This is a genomic window from Janthinobacterium sp. 35 (assembly GCF_002754575.1).
GTDB lineage: Bacteria > Pseudomonadota > Gammaproteobacteria > Burkholderiales > Burkholderiaceae_D > Janthinobacterium > Janthinobacterium tructae.
Map to the genome: position 1 here is coordinate 824,010 of NZ_PEFN01000001.1, position 19,314 is coordinate 843,323.

The window sequence follows — 19,314 nt, forward strand, 5'->3', positions numbered from 1 at the left end:
CTTTCCCGCAAAGTTTGCGCAAGCACAACTAATCCGCCATTGCGCCCCTCTACACTGTCCTGTCTGGTCAGCATGGAGCGGCGATGGCGTATCCCAAACTTCCCTACACCAGCGGCAAGAGCAGCGCCCTGCTCCATTGCGGCCGCATGCAGGATGCCATCGTGCGCATCCGCCCTGAACTGCCAGGCAACATCATCGTCATCCATGGAGTCAATGACGTGGGCACCAGTTTCGGCGCCGTGGAAAAGGGTTTATGCCAGGGACTCGACGCGCGCATGTACGGCGGCGGCCACGTGTTCACCCCAGCCGCGTACCGTATGCCGCAGGAATCCGACAAGCGTGAAGTGATCGCCGATCCGGACGCCGTGTATTTCAAGCGCCAGCCTGATGACACGACGTACAGCCCCGTGATCCCGTTTTACTGGGGCTTTCGCGAACGCAGCAACGCCAGCAAAGTGGTCAACGGCCAGAACACGGACCGCTACGGCAATCGCCTCGACAAGGACATGTCGAAGAACGGCGGCCCGTTCGGCAACGCCACCAACACCCTGCCGGACATGTGGAACAAGGGATTATTCTCTCCGTACGACGTGGGCGGCGACCCCGTGCGCCCGCTGATGACGGCGCCGGGCCGCATGTACATGGTGCTGGCCGCCAAGCGCCTGGCCGCGCTCATCGCCATGATCCGCGACTACGATAACAACGACGTGGTCTCCATCGTCGCGCACAGCCAGGGCTGTCTGATCTCGCTGCTGGCGCAGGCTTTCCTGCTCGACGAGGGCAAGCGGCCCGCCGACACCTTGATCCTCACGCATCCGCCCTACAGCCTGGTGGAAGACACATCCATGTTTTTCGGCGCAGCGGAAAAGAGCCGCATCTTCGGCGGCGGCCGGGATGCGGCAATGGAAAGCCAGTACGACGCCATCGACAACCGCCAGACCCTGCATGCGCGCCTGCAAACCTTGGCGCAGATCGTGCAAGGCGTGGTCGAAAAGAAACATGTCACGCCCGCCTTTACGCAAATCAAGGATCACGCCGTCTGCCACGGCATGGCGGGCGCGGCATGGCGCGCGGAAGCGGACCGCGACAACCGGGGCAAGGTCTACCTGTACTTCTGCCCCGAAGACATGACGGTAGCGCTGGACAATATGCTGGGCATCGGCTGGCAGGGGATACCCGACCACATCGATGGTCATGGCCTGTCCAAAACCAAGGGCAAGACGGACAAAAGCATCTGGGGTGACGGCCCCACCTATTGGGAAAAGGAATTCCAGCGCCGCCAGCCGCTGGCGGAACTGGGGGCGGGATTCTACCAGCGCGTATTCACCAACAAGCAGCGGCTCGATGCGGCTGGCAAGAACAAAGGGCCGGTGCTGGTGGGCCTGCCGCCGCACGACTTCGCCCTGCGCCTGGACGGCGAGGACGACCATACCCACGTGGCCGCAGCCAACCGTGGCCATCGCGGCAACCATGACGAGGCGCCGTGGCCGCCCGTCAAACCCAGCAAATGGAATATCTTTTCCACGGAAGTGGGACGGCGCGAAGGCTTGCGCACGATCAATGGCGAAGCGCTGCGCGTGCCCAGGGCGGCCGTGCTGGACGGCGGCGAGATCCGCCCTGGGCAATTCCCCAAGGATTCCGCCCAGGCCAAGCTGCCGCGCGACCAGCAAGGACCGTGCGAAGAAGTCGATCCGATCGATGCGGCCATTGCCATTACCAGTAAAAAAGGCGTGCGAAAACTCCCGAGGGAAGTCGTCGACGATCCTCGCCCCCTGCACGACCGGAAATCGGAGTACAACTATGGCCCCTTCAGTCCGTCCGCACTCAAACAGGTGGAGCAAGCGCTCAATCTGGGCAAAGAACCGGGAGACTGGCGCAAGCTGGAACGCGTGGCCCGCTACCCGCGCGGTGGTGACCTGCTGTACATCGATCCACTGGAAACCCCAAACCAGGCGCGCAAGCGCTGGCAGAACGAGGTCAGTCCCAAATCCTTCCACGGCGCCATCATCGGCAATGCGGAAAACCACCGCAATGTGACGGCGTATGACGTGGCCATCGGCAGCGGGAAGGCGAGCAGTGATCCGAAGTTTTACCAGTACTTGTGTGCGGTGGCGGATTGGCGGCTGCAACGAGATGCACTGATACCTCACCGGCCGTCTATTCGCAGATGGGAAGAGTTCCTGACGCAATTTGGTATCTATTGGGCATCTGAATCCACGCAACACAGACAAATTGTCGAAGGTAATGCCCAGTACTACAGTTCGGGAGTGCTACCGGCCTGGTTACCTGCCCTGCAAGCTGGCTTGCCCTCCACCGTCGTGTGTGAAACCGTAACGGGCAGACGCACCGAATCGGTCATCACGCCAGTCGTCCACAAAGCCAGCGATGACATCCCAAAATGAAAAACTTGCTTCCGCGCTTGACGTATCCGCTCGGTGCTGGCCTTGGTGCACTGGCACTGCTACTGCTTTGGGCTGCACTGAGCAATCACTCACCTTTCTTGCTGGAGGCAACGATGAGCAGCAAAATATGGAAGCACTTGCAATGGCTCTTGCTGATCCCACCCATCGTGGCGGCCGCATTGCTTGGCGCACGCTGGCTGCATTCGTCCAAGCCTGTGCCCATCGCAAAGCCGCAAGTGCAGCAGGCGGCGCCCAGCGAACAGGACAAGCGGGAATATGTGCTCGAGGTTATCGGCCTCGGCGTCACCCTGGACAAGTATCGTCAGGGCAAGCTGTGGGAAGCCCTGCAGAAGGGAAACGCCTATGCCAGCATCCGTGAACAGGACAAGGAAAAATATCCATGGGATGCCATGGAAAGATCCGGGATGTCGGGGGGGCGCAGTGGTGATGCGCTGGAAAATGGCGCAAAGTACATCCCCATGTATTTTGGTGTGCCCGTGTTTAACGCAGAACCACCGATCTTTAATTCACGCATGCTGGACCGCCCCGATGCGCCGGTAATAGGTTTGGCCGCTGGCGCCGCCCCCTCCGGTCTGCACTGGCATCTGTTCATTGCCGGCCCGCGCCGCTTCAGCGAGCATCCGGACCGTATCCTGGAAGACGTGTTTGCCTTTTTTGACGCCAACCCCGACGTACCGTACATCGTGCTCAATTCCGAAGACAGCACGCCCACGCGCGATCTGTACCGGCCCATTGATTCGCCATCACTGGTCAAGGACGGCCGCTACATCCCCGAAATGCCCGACGCCTCCGCTCTGTTCGTGCTGGCCCGGCGCGATCGCATCGACGCCGTGCGGAAGTTTGCCTATGACGATGCGCCGCCAGAAGACAGCGTCGATGACTTGAATACCTACGGTGTGGCGCGGCGCCTGTATCTGGCATATGACGAATTGATGCGGGCCGTGCCCCATCCAGACAAAAAAGAAGACCCGAGTGCATTCACCCAGCGTCAGCCCTCAATCGCCGAATGGCTCCCCGTCGCAGCGCAATTCGCCCAGCGCTCGGATATTCGCGGCACGGGCAGCTTCAGCATGGTCGACAGGCTCAAGCACAAGACTTATCAGCCACCGAAAGACTGGCAACCCACGCCCTGGTTTCCCCTGCCCTTCAACAAGGAGCAGCTGGCCCAACTGGACCGCCTGCCGACCTTCGGCTTCATCCACCGGCCCACGTTCGTCAGGATGGTCGACAAGGATGGCAAGCCCCTGACGCGGCGCGATCAGCGCGAACAAGCCTTGCAGGCGGGCTGGCAAGAAGCCTTGCGCAGCTTGCCGGAAGCCGAGCGGCCCGCCGCGCCGGCGCGCCTGGTCGCGGCGACGGGTGGCAATCAGGCGCAGCTGGTGGCGCTGCACAAGACCTTGCTGAAACATGCGGAAGATGGCGGCACGGAACTCGACAGCGGCAATACGACGCAGTGGATCGACACGGACCAGCGCCTGGGCAACACGGGTGCGGCCACCCTGTTCGTGCAAATGGCCATCGGCGTGATGGGCAGCTACCGCGATGGCGGCGTCAGCGCGGTGGTGAACCTGCGCAACCCGGACGAAGCGAGCATCGTGCTGGTCAGCCCGCCATCGGACGAAAAACGCCGTACGCAAAAACACCCGCACGGCGGCGATGTGCTGCGGCATTACGCGACGCCGGCCATCGACCCGGCGAATTATCCATCGAACTAATCTCAATGCGCGGCAAGCTGCGCCAAGGCGTTCCCCCGCACCTGGAACGCCACCTGCGCCACCGTCTTGCCGGCATCATCGACAAGCGCCAGCGCATGCTTGCCCGGCACGGGGCGCCAGCTGATGCTGTCAAGCGCCGCGCCCATATCCTTGCCGTCGAGCACCCAGCGCAAGTCACGGCTGCCCTGGGCCTGGAAGAACACGCGCTGCAGGGCGGGCGGGATGTCGGGGTCGATGGCGAGGATGCTATCTTCGGCCGGATACACGATGGCGGGCGGCTTCACGGTGTCGCCCAGCACGGCGATGACGGGGCTTTCCGTGCCTGCGATAAACCATTCGCGGCGCGGCGCTTCCAGCGCGGGTTGATACGCCACCATCTGTTGCAGCACGCCGGGCGGTATCTTCGGGGCATGGCTGGGCACGTTCTTGTGCAGGTAGTCCATCACATCGCGCCAGACGGGCGCGGCGCCCGTCACGCCCGACACGTCCCACATGGGCTTGCCGTCGAAGTTGCCCACCCACACGCCTACCGTGTAGCGCGCCGAGTAGCCCATGCACCAGTTGTCGCGCATGTCCTTGCTGGTGCCCGTCTTGACGGCGCTCCAGAAATTCGTCCCAAGCTCGTTGCGCAAGCCGAAGGTCATGCTGCGCGCGGCGCGGTCGGCCAGGATGTCGCCGACGATGAAGGCGGCGCCTGCGTCCATCACGCGGCGCCTGTCCTTGCCCGCCTGCCCCGGCTGCAGGCTGGCGGTGCTGTACAGCCCGCCATTGGCCAGCGCGCGGTAGGCGTTGGCCAGTTCCAGCAGGGTCACTTCGGATGAGCCCAGGGCCAGCGAGGGGCCGTAGTATTCGGCCGGTTCCGTCAGGCTGGACAGGCCCACGTCCTTCAGGCGGTTGTAGAAGCCGTCCTGCCCCGTCAGCAGCACCGTGCGCACGGCGGGAATGTTCAGGGAACTGGCCAGGCTGGTGCGGGCGCTGACGTAACCCTTGAAATTGCGGTCGTAATTTTGCGGCGCATACATGCCGGACGCCGTGGCGACGTCGAGCGGCGAGTCGTCCATGACGGAGGCGGCCGTCATCAGGCGGCGCTCGATGGCCAGTTCATACAAAAATGGTTTCAGGGTGGAACCGGCCTGGCGCAAGGCCGTCACGCCATCGACGTGGCTGCCGCCCGCGTTGCCGACATAGGCGAGAATGTCTCCGCTGCGGTTGTCGAGCACGACGATGGCGCCATCGTTGACATTGCGCTCGCGCAAGGATGCCAGTTGCTGGCGCAGATTTTCCTGCGCGAAACGCTGCAGCGGACCGTCGAGGGTGCTACGCACGGAGGCGCCCGATTGCTTGAGCAGCTGCTGCGCCACTTGCGGCGCCGGCGCGAGGTCGGCGTACAGGGCCGTGCGCTGCACGGCCGTCTGCACGCGCTGGCCGATCAGCTGGCAACTGCTGTCCATGCGCCACTCCTTCGCCAGCGCGCAGGCGCGGCGCGTGACGGTGGCCGGCGGCGCATTTGGCGCGCGCACCAGGCTGGCCAGAATGATGGCATCCGTCTGGTTCAGGCCCGACGGCGCCTTGCCGAACAGGCTGTACGACGCGGAGGCGATGCCTTGCAGCTCGCCGCGGAACGACACCAGATTCAAATACGCTTCAAAGATCTGCGCCTTGCTCCAGCTGTCTTCGATGGCCTGGGCGGCGCGCATCTGGTCCCATTTCTGGCGCAGGCTGCGTCCGCCCGCGGATGCCTGCAAGTCCGCATCGAGCTGGCCTGCCAGCTGCATGGTGATGGTCGAGGCGCCCCGGGGCTTTTTCGAAAACAGATTGTCCCAGGCGGCCGTGGCCAGCGCGGACACATCCACGCCGCCATGGCGCATGAAGCGCTGGTCTTCCGCCAGCAGCACGGCTTGCTGCACGGCCGGTGAGATATCGGCCAGCGGCACCCACGGCAAGCGCCGCACCTTCATGTCCACGCGTAACGATTGCAGCGGCGCGCCGCTGCGGTCCAGCAACTGCGCTTCCGAACTGCGGTAGGCGGCTTGCACCTGGGCCGGCGTCAATATCGCTTCAGCGAAAACCGGGCCGGCCAGCAGGCCGCCCATCAGTAAAACAAACCCTTTCACTGCCCCACCTTCACGTTCGCGTTCGGCGACTCGCCAAACATTTCGGGCGAATACATGGCTTCGATGCGCGTGGCCGGCAGGCTGAAATCCCCGGCATTGTTCAGGCGCACCGTATATTCCACGCTCCAGTTGCCCTTCGGCACGAAGGCGTAGTAGGCGCGGAAGGCGTCGAAGGCCCGCTCCTCGAACGTGGGCCAGACCCAGCCCGTGGATTTTTCACCGGCCGTCAGCAGCTGCGAATCGCGGCCCAAGCCATTGCCCAGCACGGTGGCGCTGGCGGGGATCGGATCGTCGACCACCACCCAGCTCATGTCTGCCTGCGCCGACAGATCCAGGCGCACGCGGTAGACATCGCCGCGCGACCAGTGGCCAGTGGTTTTCTGTTCCACTGGCGTCATGGTTTTCTTGATCGTGTAACCGCTGGAGACGGGCGCCTTGAGCGGGATGGCCGCCAGGCTTTGCACGGTGGCCCACGGTTTGCCGGTGCCGCTGTGCGCCAGGCCCAGGCTGTCCGTACCCTTCGGCCACGCTTGCAGCACGGGACCGACTTTCGCCGCACCATTCCACACGAGCGCTTGCGTATCGCCGCCCAGCTTGACGGCGCTGGCGCCCGTCACTGGCGTGGATTCGAACTTGGCCGAGAATTTACTGATGGCCAAGGTGCCCCAGGCGTTGGCCACCGTGGTATCCCAGCGGCCCTTCTTCTGGCGGCCCATGCTGCCGCGCACCAGGCGGCCAATGTCGTCTTTCCATGCCGGGTCGTCCATCACGGCCAGCAACAGGCGGTTGGCGTTGACGTCGCCGGACACCATCAGCCACCACCAGTTATCCTTGCGCTCGGTGGAAAAGCCCATGGTCGTGCCCTGGAAGTTCAAACGGCTGCGCAGGATCTGCTGCGCCTCGGCCAGCAGCGCATCGCGGCGCGCCAGGCTGGGCGTGCGTTGCAGCAACAAGCTCCAGTCGATGACGGCGGAAGTGGGCCACAGGTTCGGGCTGATGCTGATGCTCTCCAGCGCATCGGGCGGCACCTTGTTCGAACGCGACAGCGCTTCCAGCGCAGCGAGCTTGCGCACGGCCAGGTCGGTCGTGGCCAGCGCGGAATGGCGCACGATGCGCCCCTGCACGAAGGCCGTCAAGGCTGCTTCCATGCGGTTCTTCGTCTGTTCGGGAATCGCATAACCCGCTTCCCGGGTGGCCGACAACACATACGCCGTCAGGCTGTCGCTGCCCTGTTCCATGATGGGGAAGTATTTCAGCAAGCCGTCGCTGTCCAGGTAGGCGGGCAAGCTGGCGGCCAGCTTGTTCCACGCCTCCTGGTCTTGCAGGGCGATGGCCTTCGACGTATTTTGCTCGAAGCAGGTGTAGGGGTAGGCTGCCATGTACTCGCGCACGCCGGGCAGCTCGCCACCCAGTTTGGCGACAAAGCTGGTCTGGATGCCGCCCCGGCCCGGCAAGGCACCGGACGGCATCTGCACGGACATATTGACGGGCTTGTCGATCTGCAGCAAGGTGGCCTGATACGTGCGCACGGGCGTGGCCTGGCCCACTTTTTGCGTGATTTTGAGTTTATCGGTGTGGTTGCCCGCTTTCGCGACTATCTCCCACACGACATTCTGCGCGCCAAGCGGTACCTGGTAATCCCACCCCACCTCGCGCGCTTCGCCCGCCGCCAGGGTCAAGCTCTGGCGCGGCAGCGCTTTGCCAGCCGCCGTGGCGTTGAGTTCCACGCTCAAGGAGGCGGCCGAGGTGTTGCGCACAGTAAAGCCTGCGCGCAGCTGGTCGCCTTCGCGCACGAGGGTCGGCAAGCCCGACATCAGGATCAAGTCTTGCGAGCTGCGGATATCCGTGCTGCCCGTGCCAAACAATTCCTTGCCGGCACTGGCAATCGCCACGATGCGGAACGCCGTCAAGGAATCGTTGAGCGGTACTTGCACCGTCGCTTCGCCCTTGGCGTCGAGCTTGACGGTGCCCTTCCAGAACAGCAGGGTGTCGAACAGTTCGCGGCTGGCACCCTTGCCGCCGCCACCGCCGGCCGGGAAGGCTTTGCGGCCGAAGTGGCGCTTGCCGATCACCTGCATCTGCGCCGTCGCCGTTTCCACCTGCAGGCTGCGCTGCGCCATCATGGTGTCGAGCAATTTCCAGCTATCGTTGGGCATCAGTTCCAGCAAGCCCGTGTCGACGGCTGCCAGCGCCACTTCCGCGCCGGCCGGCAAGGCTTTGCCGTCGGCGCGACGCACGCGCACCGATACCTCCGCCTTGTCGCGCGTTTTATACACTTCCTTGTCGGACACCACCATGACGTTCAGTTCATGCGCCTGCCACCCCACGTTCAGCGGCGCGATGCCCATCTTGTAGGCGGGCTTGCCCAGGTCCACCAAAGCCGTCGGCTGCACGCCATCGACCCTGCCCCGCACGACAAACACGGAGACATACACATTCGGCGCGTAATTCGCTTTGACAGGGATATTCACCACCGGTTCCCGGCCATTGAGCTGGCGCACATAGGTGTCGAGGATGCCTTCGCGCTCGACCGTGATCAGGGCCGTGCCCGAGCGGAACGGCATGCGCACCTGCAAGCTCGCTTCCTGGCCCGGTTCGTAGCGTTTCTTTTCCGGCAGCACATCGATGCGGTCATTGTCGCTGGCGTTGAACCACCAGTCGCCGCTACCGGCCACCCAGGTTTCGCGGTTGGCGACGGCTGCGTTGCCGGATGCATCCTGCGTGCGGGCGCGCAAGACCAGATTGCCGCTAGCGGGCGCCTTCACGTCGCACATCAACAGGCCCTTGTTGTCCGTCTTGCCCGAGCACGCCGGTCCCAGCTTGACCACTTCGCTGCTGTTTTCATACGCATAGAAGCCGCCGATCAGCCGACGGCGGTGCGCATAGCTGTTGCGCTGGAAGAAATCGACGGCAACGGGGGCATTCGCCACGGGCTTGCCATTGGTACCGAGCACGGCCACCGTGAACTTGAAGGCATCCTTGCTCAGGGCCCAGGCGTCGGGCTTGATGCCGATCACATAGTTTGACGGCCACAGCGGTACGCGCGTGGCCACCGAGGCTGTCTCGCCATTCGCATCCTGGAACGCCATTTCCGCCACCAGGTCGCGCGGCGTGGACAGCTGCGGCAGCTGGTCGATGACGATGCGCGCGCCGCCCGCCTTGTCGAGGGTCAAGCTTTGCGTGCGCGCGGCAGCTGCGCCGGCGCCGGCTGGTCCGCCATGGCCTTCGTCCTGCCATTCGCCCTCATCGTCGTCGTAGCCCGTGCCCTGCTTCACAAGACCTTCCTTCACGTCGCCATTGCTGAAGCTATAGTCGGGATAGTCGGCAAACGTCACGCTCTTGTCTTGCAGCACCGTGCGCAGCTTGACGGGCGCATTCGTGGCGGCGCCGCCGGCCAGGTAGGTGATTTGCGCATCGAGGGCCAGCTGTTTCACCTGCACTGCGGGTGCTTTCGGGCCCTGCAGCACGGCTTTCATGGTCGGCACGCGGAACGCTTCCACGCGGAAACTGCCGGACGGGCGGCCCGCCATGGTGACGCTGTATTCGCCCTGCTTGGCGTCGGCGGGAATGACCCAGTCGTTTTCCGCCGTGCCGCTGGCCGACCAGCGCAGTGGTAATTGATAGTTCTGGTCGCTGCCCTGGTGCGTGATGACAACGGAGGTGGCGCTGCCGGGACCGTTGTTCTTGTCGACCAGGCTCATGCCTTCGGCCGTGTGCTTGCGGATGAAATGCTTCATGTGCACGGTTTCGCCCGCGCGCAGCAAGGTGCGGTCGAATACCGTGGCCAGCAAGGTGTTGTCGGCGCGCGTGTCGTCCGTGGGCAAATTGAAACGCCAGGCTTCGATGCCGCCCACCCAGTCCGACAGCGTGAACGTCATGTCGCCGCCGCTGCGCGCACTGATAAAGTAGCGGCCATTGTTCTTGCAACTGGAAGCGGCCAGCTCGCCGGGAATCTGCGCCACGCCGTCGCTGCCCGTGGCGCCTTGCCACAGCAGCTTGCCGCCGCAGTCGCGCACGGCCACTTGCGCTTTCGCAACTGGCGCGCCCTTGTCCAGGGTCGTCACCCACACGAGCGACGATTGCGCGCCATGCTTGAAGTGGGCCGCCAGATTCGTCACCAGCGCGGCCGTGCGGATGTAGGCCGTGGTGGGTTTGCCCAGCAACACCTTGCCAAGGATGGGGCTGGCCAACTCGACCACATAAAAGCCCGGTTTTTGCAACGGGATGCCGATCACTTCGAAGGTTTTCTTGCCATCGGGACGCGGCAGGCTGATGGGGCGCGTACCGGCGGCATCGCCCAGCACGGATTTGCTCATGTTGCCCGCATACTGGGCGTAAGGCTGCCAGTATTCGCCGCCGTCGCCATTGCCGGCCAGGCGCTGCATCCACTCGATGATGAACTTGTCGTCATTGTCGGGCACGCGCAAGGTGGCACCCGTGGCGGCGGCCGAGGCTTGCGCGACTTCTTTGCCCGACAGCACAGGCTCGATATTGCGCACCGTCACGGGCAGCAAGCCGTCGCCCTTCGCTTCGATGATGCCGAACGGCGCCGGGAACTTCAGCAGCGGCGGCTGTTCACCCGTGCGCACCGTCATGGGAAAGCGCGCGCGGTTGAGCAAGGCGCGGCCCGCGTCATCCGTCAGCTTCGGCGGCAGGCTCAAGACAAAACTCGATTGCACGGGAAAGGGGCCGTCGAAGGCGGCGCTGTACAGGAATTCCGCCTTTTCCTCGTCTTTTGAAATCGTCGGCGCATACGTCTTGCCGCCGCCCTTCAGGGTCATGGCGCGCACCTGCGCGGCGCTCACGGGCGCGGAAAACTGCACGCGCATGGGCAGGAACGGGATGCACTGCTCCTTCGGATTGCTGCGCTCGCAGCTGAACTTGGCCGTAAAATCGGGGCGCGTCTTGAACTGCAGAGTTTGCGCCTTCTCCGTGGCGATGCCGCTGGCGCTGGTGATACCCTCGCCCCACACCAGCGAGACCTTGGCGTTGGCGGGGAAGCTGCGCTTGCATTGCAGCACGGTGACGGGCAGCGGTGGCGCGCCCTTGCTGGCGAGGGGCATGCCCACTTTCCAGAGCGTACCCCGCTTCTTGAAGTAGACAGTCAGGTAGCGGTCGAGGAAGCTCTTACGCAGGGTCAATACCTGCTCCAGTTCCTTGCCTTTGAACAGACGTACGGGAATCTTTTCATTGATGCCATCGGCGCGGCAATACGCGTTCGCGGCCACGCTGGCCTCGTTCGGCGCGGCGTCCAGGCCCAGCACGAAGATCTGGTTTTCATCGATGTAGGGCTGGCCGTCATACGGTACGGCCTCGACGATGGCCGGGCCGCCCGTGGAAAAGCGGTACGACGCTGTCCCCTGCAAAGGCTTGCCTGCCAGGTCTTTCAGCCCCGGCTTCAAGGTAAAGCTGCAGGCCACGCCGGCCGGCAAGTCGCGCTCGAAATCGTAGTTCCAGTTGCGCTCGTCGGCCCAGCGCCCCGCGCCCGCCACGACGCCAGGCTCGGCCTTGCCGCAATCGATGGCGAACGGCGCGGGCAAGCCCATGTCGCCGAACGGCACCATCGGCGTGGCGAACTGGGCCCGCACCTGGCGCACGGCCTTGACCGTGCCGCTCGGTGAAAACAGGGACACGCCGCTATCGGCCCAGGCCGGCATAGCCAGGCCCAGCGACAGCGACAGCGAAAGACATAGCCGCCCCAGCTTGCCAGACAGCGGGGAAGAAACAGCACGGGACAGGTCAGGCACGGGTGACTCCTTGATGAAAGTGGCGGAGCTGGCTGCGGCGCGCAAAAGTTGCCTGGAGGAAGGCACGCAAGGCAAGCGAACGCGGCAGGAATACAACATCAATGTAATAGTAGTTATCAAGCTCATCATTGTTGCTAATATACAGTGGCATGCCCGTAACAAGTCGTACGATTGCCTCGCGTCGCGGCGCCCGGAACTGGCCGTGATTGCAAAATTTTGCCGAGGCGAATTAGTTTTTTTCAACAGCAAAGTAGTTGTCGTGAATCTGCAACACCATTGATATACCACAATGCTTTGTGCGCCAACGCACGGACGTTGCGAACCTGCCATCGTATTCTCTAGTCCAACAGCAGTGCATTTATCGCAAGAAAGCGCACCTGGAATGGTTGTCTATCTCTAGCAATAGCATGTCTGGCAGTTGTCGCATTGATGCAGCAGAGAACATCTCTTATCAACGTTGGGAGTTACTTGTGAATAATCTAAAAAAAATCGCCGTTGCCGCCGCAGTACTGTGCTCCGCCCTCGGCGCACAGGCCCAGGAAATCAATCCCTCCTGGTACATTCAACCCAGCCTCAACGCACTCAAGCCAGATTCCGACTTTGCCACGGATAAAACCGGCTATGGCGCAGGCTTGCGTTTCGGTAAACCTGTTTCCCAGGACTGGGATATCCAGCTGGGCACCACGTATGCCCGCTCCAAGGATGGCCAACAGCGCTATCAGCAAAATACGCTGGGCGTAGACGGTCTGTACATGTTCTCGCGCAAAGCCTTCCGCCCCTTCCTGCTGGTGGGTGCCGGCATGCAGCGCGACAAGGACACCAGCTTCGCCTTCGGTGAACGCTCGAAGAGTTCGCCATACGCCAGCGTGGGTCTGGGTTTCCAGTCCAGCATCAACGATCAATTGTCGTTCCAGGCTGACGTACGCAATGTGCACGGCTTCCTGCGCGGCAATACCTTCGACCCAAGCAGCAAGTCGAACAACTACTACGTCACCGTGGGCCTGAACTTCGCGTTCGACAAACCACCTGCACCGCCGCCACCACCGCCACCACCGCCGCCAGTGCGTGAAGAAGTCGTCGTGGTCGTGCCGCCACCTCCGCCACCACCGCCACCACGCTTTGAAAAAGTGACGATGGCGGCAACGGAACTGTTCGCGTTCGACAGCGCCAAGCTGGGCCCGACACAGACCAAGCTCGACGAAATCGCCCGCGTGCTGAACGCAGCGCCGGACGTCAACAACGTCGTCATCAGCGGTTATGCCGACCGCATCGGTTCGGCCAAGTACAACCTGAAACTGTCGCAACAGCGCGCTGATGCAGTCAAGGAATACCTGGTCGCCCACGGTGTCGCCGCCAACCGCCTGTCGGCCGAAGGCAAGGGTTCCACCAATCCTGTCGTCACCTGCGATAACAAGAAGCGTGCCGACCTGATCAAGTGCCTGGAACCAAACCGCCGCGTTGAAGTGGAACAAATCACCATCGAACGCCGCGTGCAGTAAGCTAACAGTGGTACGCCACTTGTGAATAAAAAAAGGGGCTCGCGCCCCTTTTTTGCATTGAAAGCCAGCATGAATTTTTCTACCCGTTATCCCAAACTGGCCGGCCTGGCGCCGTTCAGCAAGCAAATGCGCAGTGTCATCGTCTGTTCCGTCACCGAATGGCTGGAACATCGCGCCTCCAGCAAGGGCGCCGCCCTCGCCTACTACACCCTGTTTTCCATCGCCCCCATCCTCGTGCTGGTGATTGCCATCGCCGGCTTTTTCTATGGCCCGGCGGCCGCGCGCGGTGAACTGATGGGACAACTGCAGGGTTTGCTTGGCACGCAAGGCGCCGAAGCCATCCAGCTGGTGCTGGCCGGCGCGAAGAACCATGATCAGGGTCGCATCGCCACCCTCATCGCCAGCGCCCTGCTGCTGTTTGGCGCCACCAGCGTGTTTGCCGAACTGAAAGCCAGTCTCGATGAAATCTGGCAAGTACCACCGCTGAAGGAAGCGGGCGCCTGGGACATGCTGCGCACGCGTTTGCTGTCCTTCGGCCTGGTGCTGGTACTGGCCTTCCTGCTGATGGTGTCGCTGGTGGTCAACGCCGCCATGGCCATTCTCGCCAACTTCTGGGAAGGCGTGTGGAAAGACACGGCCGTGCTGTTTACCATTTTGTCGAACCTGATCGGCTTTGCCGTCATCGCCAGCCTGTTCGCCGTCATCTATAAAATGCTGCCGCGCGTGCACCTGTCCTGGCGCGACGTGCTGATCGGCGCCATCGGCACGGCCTTCATGTTTTCACTGGGAAAGTATGCGATTGGCGTATATATCGGCAATAGCGGCGTGGCCAGCAGCTATGGCGCGGCCGGTTCGCTGGTGGCCCTGCTGCTGTGGGTGTATTACTCGGCGCAAATCTTCTTCCTGGGCGCCGAATTCACGCGCCAGTTCGCCCTGCAACTGGGCAGCATGAAGGATATGCCGAAGAATGACGATGGTGATGTGCAAGTCAAGATATTGAAACGCCACCAGTCCTGAACAGACTGACGCATGTAAAAACGGCGCCTGCGGGCGCCGTTTGCATTTTAGAGAACTACTCGCCCAGCAGCTCGGCCACCACTTCCATGCCCTGCACGCGCTCGGCCACCACCTTCACCATGACGATGATGGGCACGCCCAGCAACAAGCCCCAGACGCCCCACAACCAACCCCAGAACAACAGGCTGATGAACACGGCCGTGGGATTCATGCGGGCGATGCGTCCCGTCATCCAGGTGGTGACAAAGGTGCCCACCAGGGTAGCGATGGCCATCGACGTGCCCGTCACCAGCAAGACCATTTGCAACGATTCGAACTGCAAAAAGGCGACCAGGCCCGTGGCGATGGTGATGAGCAGCGGGCCGAAATACGGCATGATGTGCAGCAAGCCGGCCACGATGGCCCACGCGCCCGCGTTTTCCAGGCCGATCACGCGCAAGGCGATCCACATCATGACGGCCAGCAAGCCATTCGTGACGAGCAGCATGAACATATAGTTCTGGATCGAGGTATTGATGTCTTCCAGGATGTGCACGGTGACCTTCTTGCGGCTCAGCGACGGTCCCGTCAGCTTGACGAGCTTGCGCTTGAAGGTATTGCCCGACAGCAGCAAAAAAAACACGAGGAAGATGACCATGGTCGCCTGGCTGAGAAAGCCCACCAGGCCCAGCGAGCCGGCCCAGACCCAGTCCATGATCTTGAAGTTGGGTGCCTCGGCGGCGGCGCGGCGGTTGTTGCGGCGGGCCTCGGCGCCGGCGGCCACTTGCTCGATTGCATTGGCCACGGCCTGCATCTTCTGGAAGGTGCTGTTCTTGCCGCCCGTGTTCTCGGCGATCAGCCGCGACAGTTTCTGTGTGGCGGCCGGCAACTCTTCCACGATGGATTCGAATTCGCCCTGCACGCGGTCGATCACGACGACGGAACCGAACAGTATCAGGGCCGTGACGATCGTGGTACCGATGGCGCGCGGCAGGCGCAGCTTTTCCAGCCAGGCAACGACCGGATTGAGGGTATAGGCAATGAAAATACCGAAGATGACGGGAATGAGGAATTTCTGCGCCCATTGCAACGCATAGATGAAGCTGACGGTGGCGATGATGCCCAGGGCAAGGCCGCGCGCATTGACATGCAGCGGCAGACGCAAGGATGCGTCCAGGTGCTCCCCGGGCATGCCGGGAGGTGGCCCGGCAGGCTCGGTGGAGGCAGCCGCCACCGGCTCGGGCGGGGTATCTGTAGGCTGGATATGCATGCGATTCCCGCGACGGTCGGTGGAGGGCCGCCGCGCCAGCCCTGGGGCTGGGCGCTGCGGCAGGTCAGGCCATTACTTGACGCGGATGTCGTTTTTCACCGACTTCACGCCCTTGACGCCACGCGTAATTTCGCCCGCTTTGGCGGCATCGGCTGGCTGGGCCACGAAGCCGCTCAGCTGAACCACGCCCTTGAAGGTTTCAACGTTGATTTCCGTCGATTTCAGGGTAGGCTCATTGAAGATGCTGGCTTTCACTTTGGTGGTGATGGCCGCGTCGTCGATGTACTCGCCCGTGCCTTCTTTGGTTGGGGTCGAAGCGCAACCTGCAACGGCGAACAGGGAAGCGATGAACAGGCCAGTAGCGATAGATTTAGTGAATTTCATGGTTTTTTCCTTAGGAGTGGTCAATCAATGTGCTCACAATGAGCTTCTTATACCAGTGTGGTGACTGTGCGCCGGATGGCGCTCAGTAGCCAAACTGGGTTTTTGCAGCCTTGATACAGTCATCCTTGGCTGCGCCGGCCAATGCATCGCATTTTTCTGTCGCGACCTTGTACTCGGCTTTTCTCTTTGCTTCACGCGCATCGCTGCGCGCTTCGATGACTTTCTTGTCTGCCTTGGCGTCAGCCAGGGCCGCCACCTTGGTGGACTTGGCCAGCTTGACGCAGACATCCTTGTCGTTGCCCGTCAGCGCATTGCAGCGGGCCAGGTCGACGTCGTAATTGGCATCGGCAATCTTGATGCGCGCCTTGGTGTAGGCACGCAGGGTATTCGTATATTGCGCCTGAGCAACTGCTTCATCGTAGGTGCGCACGGCCTTCGCTTCGGCGATGCAGACATCCTTCGGGTTGCCCGTGATTTTTTCGCACTCGGCATGCGCCAGCTTGTAATTCAGGCCCGCCTGTTCATTGGCTGCCTTGTAGGCTGCTTTCGCTTCCGGCGTGGCGGCCACTGCCTGGCCGCCCCAGGCGGCGCATGCCAGGCTGACGACGATGGCGGTGAAGAGCTTATTCTTGTTCATATTGTATTTCTCCCTGGTGGCACCAAGCATGTCTGCTTGGCATGACTACCGTTTTACGTGGATAGTCGCCGCTCTTCTGTACGCTGCCGTACACAAGTAATTTATTTTGCAAGCAGAAGGCAGACAGGGAGAAATAACAACGTTTTGCTGGATCGCTCGAGCCCACAATGCCAGTTCGACCGCAAATAAGTGCGTGCGGCAGCGTACAGACCGGGGACAGGGGCGTGACTAAGATGGCACTACACCTTCACCTCGTCAGGAGAATAAAATGAAAACCAACGCCACCTTGGCTGCACTGATGCTCGCCGCCACCGCCGTCCTCAGCGGTTGCGCCACCGGCCCTACCCAGTCACAACAATATTACCCGGCCAACCAGCCTGAGTCGGCCATGTACGGCACCGTCGACTCCATCCAGATCGTCCAAGGCGGCGGACAGACCAGCGGCGCCGGCGCCGTGGTCGGCGGCATCGCCGGCGCCCTGCTGGGCAATACCATCGGCTCGGGCGGCGGGCGCACGGCCGCCACCGTGGCCGGTGCCGTCGCTGGCGGCGTGGTCGGCAACCAGGTGGAAGGCCGCAGGCAGCAAGCGCAGGCTTACCAGATCAGCGTGCGCCTCGACAACGGAGAATACCGCACCGTAGTGCAGGACAACGCGAATGACTTGCGTCCGGGCAACCGCGTGCGCGTCGTTGACGGCCGCGTCTACCGCTATTAATTTTCGGCGGAGCTTGCCAGCAAGCGTCCGCCATCCCGCATGCGTCGTACGATAACAAGGAGTTGCCATGGGCACCATTATTCTGATCATCTTGATCCTCGCCCTGGTCGGCGTCCTGCCTACCTGGCCGCATAGCCGCAACTGGGGTTACGGCCCCAGCGGCATCGCTGGCCTGGTCGTCGTGATACTGATCCTGCTATTACTGACGGGCAGGTTGTAAAAAAAGGCGCTGCGGCGCCTTTTTCATTTCAAGGAGGAAATATCATGACTATCCACAACACACTCTTGGCCACCCTGTTCGCCTGCAGCCTGGCGCCACTGGCACTGGCCCAGACGGCCATGCCGCAGCCGGGCGACCCGCAACGCTGGTACCAGGAAGACAGCACGGCGCAAGCCCAGCTGCGCACCCTGCGCAAGGAAATCGCCGCCGCCCTGGCCGAGGCCAAGAAAGCCTGCCGTTCGGAACCCTCCGCCACGCGCGCCAGCTGTCTGAAGGATGCGCAAGAGACTTACCGGCAAGACATGGCGAACGCGGAAAAGCTGCGCGAGGCAGCCCATCCGCAGTGAGGATCAGGCGGCGTCGCGCTCGTAGGGTGGTAGCTCATGCACCACGAGCGGCGTGTCTTGCGTGACAAAAGCCAGCCAGCCGGCCGCCTTGATCGCGCGCAAGCCGTCTTGATAGCCCTGCTCCCAGCGCCACTCGATGGAGCCCCTGGAGAAATTGATATCCTTGGCCGCCATGTGCCAGTCGCGCCCCGCGTACGGCAGGCGCACGATGTGCATGGTGCTGTCGCAGCCCAGCGCTACCAGCTCTTCCGTCTGCTGGCGGTTGTGCTTTGTGTCGGGCAAACCGGCGTAGAGTTCGCGCAATTTGCGCTGCAAGGTGTGCGTATTGACATAATCGGCGATATGCCGCTTCGAGCGCGAGGCGAAGGTGACATCCTTTTGCCGCGTCTGCACTTCATCGAGGGTGGTCGGTTCCGGGCCTTCCGAACTCCATAAATCCACCATGAAGACCAGCGTGTCGACGTGGGGCGTGTCGTCGAGCACGGTTTCCAGCGGCGTGTTCGAGTACAGGCCGCCATCCCAGTACAGGTCGCCATCGACGCGCACACCGGCAAAGCCGGGCGGCAAGGCGCCGCTGGCGCGGATATGGTCCGCTGTCAACGGTTGCTGCTGGCTGTCGAAACTGGTGAGGCTGCCGCATTTGACGCGCAGCGCGTTGACCGTCAGGCGCATGCCGCCCGGCTGGTTCAGGTAATCGAAATCGACCAGTTCCTCAAGGGTGCTGGCCAGCTCGCTCGTGTCGTAATAGCTGGCATCTTCCGGCTTGACGGCAATGCCGGCGGGAAACAGGCTGAAGGCACGCGGCTTGAAGAAGCCGGGCACGCCGCGCAGCACCGTATCGAGCGTGGCCAGCCAGATGTTCGAGCGGCGCTGCTGGTCGGACACCAGGTTCATGTCGATGCTGTCGCGGTGCGCGACGCGCTGCCAGAATTCCTTCAGACGCACGAGCCGGTCCTCGTGCTTGTTGCCGGCCAGAATGGCGGCATTGATGGCGCCGATCGAGGTACCCACCACCCAGTCGGGCGCCAGGCCATGTTCGTGCAGCGCGTGGTAGACGCCAGCCTGGTAGGCGCCCAGTGCACCTCCACCCTGCAGTACCAGCACGATGCGCAGGCGCGAGGGATTTAACTGATTGATCGGTGTCGTCGAATTCGTCATCAAGATGGCCCTCTGTCCGCCGCGCGGAATGCGGCGTAAATCATTGTAAGGGATTGCGTCAGTGCGTGTCGGACCTTGGGTGCAGGCAA

Annotated in this window: 14 protein-coding genes; 8 read left to right on the forward strand and 6 right to left on the reverse strand. The window is 62.5% G+C overall.

What is annotated here, in order from left to right; translation table 11 throughout:
* Nucleotides 1-83 precede the first annotated feature (83 nt).
* Entirely contained in the window at nucleotides 84-2,402 is a 2,319-nt protein-coding gene (locus tag CLU93_RS03665; RefSeq protein WP_099760040.1) for a T6SS effector phospholipase Tle3 domain-containing protein, read from the forward strand.
* Nucleotides 2,403-2,515: 113 nt separating this feature from the next.
* Nucleotides 2,516-4,138 (forward strand): type VI lipase adapter Tla3 domain-containing protein, encoded by a 1,623-nt coding sequence (locus CLU93_RS03670; protein WP_180287800.1) that lies wholly within the window; start codon nucleotides 2,516-2,518, stop codon nucleotides 4,136-4,138.
* Nucleotides 4,139-4,140: 2 nt separating this feature from the next.
* Here CLU93_RS03670 and pbpC read toward each other — a convergent pair whose 3' ends face one another.
* Nucleotides 4,141-6,231, reverse strand: coding sequence for a penicillin-binding protein 1C (pbpC, locus tag CLU93_RS03675; protein ID WP_099760042.1), 2,091 nt, complete (start codon nucleotides 6,229-6,231; stop codon nucleotides 4,141-4,143).
* A 17-nt stretch (nucleotides 6,232-6,248) separates the two neighbouring features.
* On the reverse strand, nucleotides 6,249-11,999 hold the full coding sequence (locus tag CLU93_RS03680; protein ID WP_257224870.1) for an alpha-2-macroglobulin family protein: 5,751 nt from the start codon (nucleotides 11,997-11,999) through the stop codon (nucleotides 6,249-6,251).
* Nucleotides 12,000-12,009: 10 nt separating this feature from the next.
* Here CLU93_RS03680 and CLU93_RS03685 point away from each other — a divergent pair, with 10 nt between their 5' ends.
* The 3 genes from CLU93_RS03685 (at nucleotide 12,010) to CLU93_RS03695 (ending at nucleotide 14,515) form a co-directional block, all read left to right on the forward strand.
* Nucleotides 12,010-12,279: a hypothetical protein gene (locus tag CLU93_RS03685; protein ID WP_143451691.1), complete on the forward strand. Its 270-nt coding sequence runs from the start codon at nucleotides 12,010-12,012 to the stop codon at nucleotides 12,277-12,279.
* A 190-nt stretch (nucleotides 12,280-12,469) separates the two neighbouring features.
* A complete protein-coding gene (locus CLU93_RS03690) occupies nucleotides 12,470-13,498 on the forward strand; it encodes an OmpA family protein (RefSeq protein ID WP_099760044.1) in 1,029 nt (342 codons plus the stop codon).
* Between the two features lie 69 nt (nucleotides 13,499-13,567).
* Nucleotides 13,568-14,515: a YihY/virulence factor BrkB family protein gene (locus CLU93_RS03695; protein ID WP_099760045.1), complete on the forward strand. Its 948-nt coding sequence runs from the start codon at nucleotides 13,568-13,570 to the stop codon at nucleotides 14,513-14,515.
* Between the two features lie 55 nt (nucleotides 14,516-14,570).
* Here the strand turns inward: CLU93_RS03695 and CLU93_RS03700 are convergent, their stop codons facing one another.
* From CLU93_RS03700 to CLU93_RS03710, 3 genes are all read right to left on the reverse strand, one after another.
* Entirely contained in the window at nucleotides 14,571-15,686 is a 1,116-nt protein-coding gene (locus tag CLU93_RS03700) for an AI-2E family transporter (RefSeq protein ID WP_373629870.1), read from the reverse strand.
* A 150-nt stretch (nucleotides 15,687-15,836) separates the two neighbouring features.
* Nucleotides 15,837-16,148, reverse strand: coding sequence for a BON domain-containing protein (locus CLU93_RS03705; protein WP_096234579.1), 312 nt, complete (start codon nucleotides 16,146-16,148; stop codon nucleotides 15,837-15,839).
* Nucleotides 16,149-16,230: 82 nt separating this feature from the next.
* Entirely contained in the window at nucleotides 16,231-16,785 is a 555-nt protein-coding gene (locus tag CLU93_RS03710) for a hypothetical protein (RefSeq protein ID WP_046682431.1), read from the reverse strand.
* 268 nt (nucleotides 16,786-17,053) lie between these two features.
* On the opposite strand from CLU93_RS03710, the gene CLU93_RS03715 reads away from it, so the two are divergent.
* From CLU93_RS03715 to CLU93_RS03725, 3 genes are all read left to right on the forward strand, one after another.
* Nucleotides 17,054-17,500, forward strand: a complete 447-nt coding sequence (locus tag CLU93_RS03715; RefSeq protein WP_099760047.1) for a glycine zipper 2TM domain-containing protein — start codon at nucleotides 17,054-17,056, stop codon at nucleotides 17,498-17,500.
* A 67-nt stretch (nucleotides 17,501-17,567) separates the two neighbouring features.
* On the forward strand, nucleotides 17,568-17,720 hold the full coding sequence (locus tag CLU93_RS03720) for a DUF3309 family protein (RefSeq protein WP_010396415.1): 153 nt from the start codon (nucleotides 17,568-17,570) through the stop codon (nucleotides 17,718-17,720).
* A 44-nt stretch (nucleotides 17,721-17,764) separates the two neighbouring features.
* Nucleotides 17,765-18,067, forward strand: coding sequence for a hypothetical protein (locus tag CLU93_RS03725; protein WP_099760048.1), 303 nt, complete (start codon nucleotides 17,765-17,767; stop codon nucleotides 18,065-18,067).
* A gap of 3 nt (nucleotides 18,068-18,070) precedes the next feature.
* On the opposite strand, the gene CLU93_RS03730 is transcribed toward CLU93_RS03725, so the two are convergent.
* On the reverse strand, nucleotides 18,071-19,225 hold the full coding sequence (locus CLU93_RS03730) for a patatin-like phospholipase family protein (RefSeq protein ID WP_099764219.1): 1,155 nt from the start codon (nucleotides 19,223-19,225) through the stop codon (nucleotides 18,071-18,073).
* Nucleotides 19,226-19,314: the final 89 nt, after the last annotated feature.

Bases quoted from the DNA above. Each gene is read 5' to 3' on its own strand.
- pbpC (WP_099760042.1), bottom strand. From the start codon at position 6,231: ATGGGCGGCCTGCTGGCCGGCCCGGTTTTCGCTGAAGCGATATTGACG.
- CLU93_RS03720 (WP_010396415.1), top strand. From the start codon at position 17,568: ATGGGCACCATTATTCTGATCATCTTGATCCTCGCCCTGGTCGGCGTC.
- CLU93_RS03715 (WP_099760047.1), top strand. From the start codon at position 17,054: ATGAAAACCAACGCCACCTTGGCTGCACTGATGCTCGCCGCCACCGCC.
- CLU93_RS03700 (WP_373629870.1), bottom strand. From the start codon at position 15,686: ATGCCCGGGGAGCACCTGGACGCATCCTTGCGTCTGCCGCTGCATGTC.
- CLU93_RS03725 (WP_099760048.1), top strand. From the start codon at position 17,765: ATGACTATCCACAACACACTCTTGGCCACCCTGTTCGCCTGCAGCCTG.
- CLU93_RS03670 (WP_180287800.1), top strand. From the start codon at position 2,516: ATGAGCAGCAAAATATGGAAGCACTTGCAATGGCTCTTGCTGATCCCA.
- CLU93_RS03710 (WP_046682431.1), bottom strand. From the start codon at position 16,785: ATGAACAAGAATAAGCTCTTCACCGCCATCGTCGTCAGCCTGGCATGC.
- CLU93_RS03665 (WP_099760040.1), top strand. From the start codon at position 84: ATGGCGTATCCCAAACTTCCCTACACCAGCGGCAAGAGCAGCGCCCTG.
- CLU93_RS03730 (WP_099764219.1), bottom strand. From the start codon at position 19,225: ATGACGAATTCGACGACACCGATCAATCAGTTAAATCCCTCGCGCCTG.
- CLU93_RS03705 (WP_096234579.1), bottom strand. From the start codon at position 16,148: ATGAAATTCACTAAATCTATCGCTACTGGCCTGTTCATCGCTTCCCTG.
- CLU93_RS03695 (WP_099760045.1), top strand. From the start codon at position 13,568: ATGAATTTTTCTACCCGTTATCCCAAACTGGCCGGCCTGGCGCCGTTC.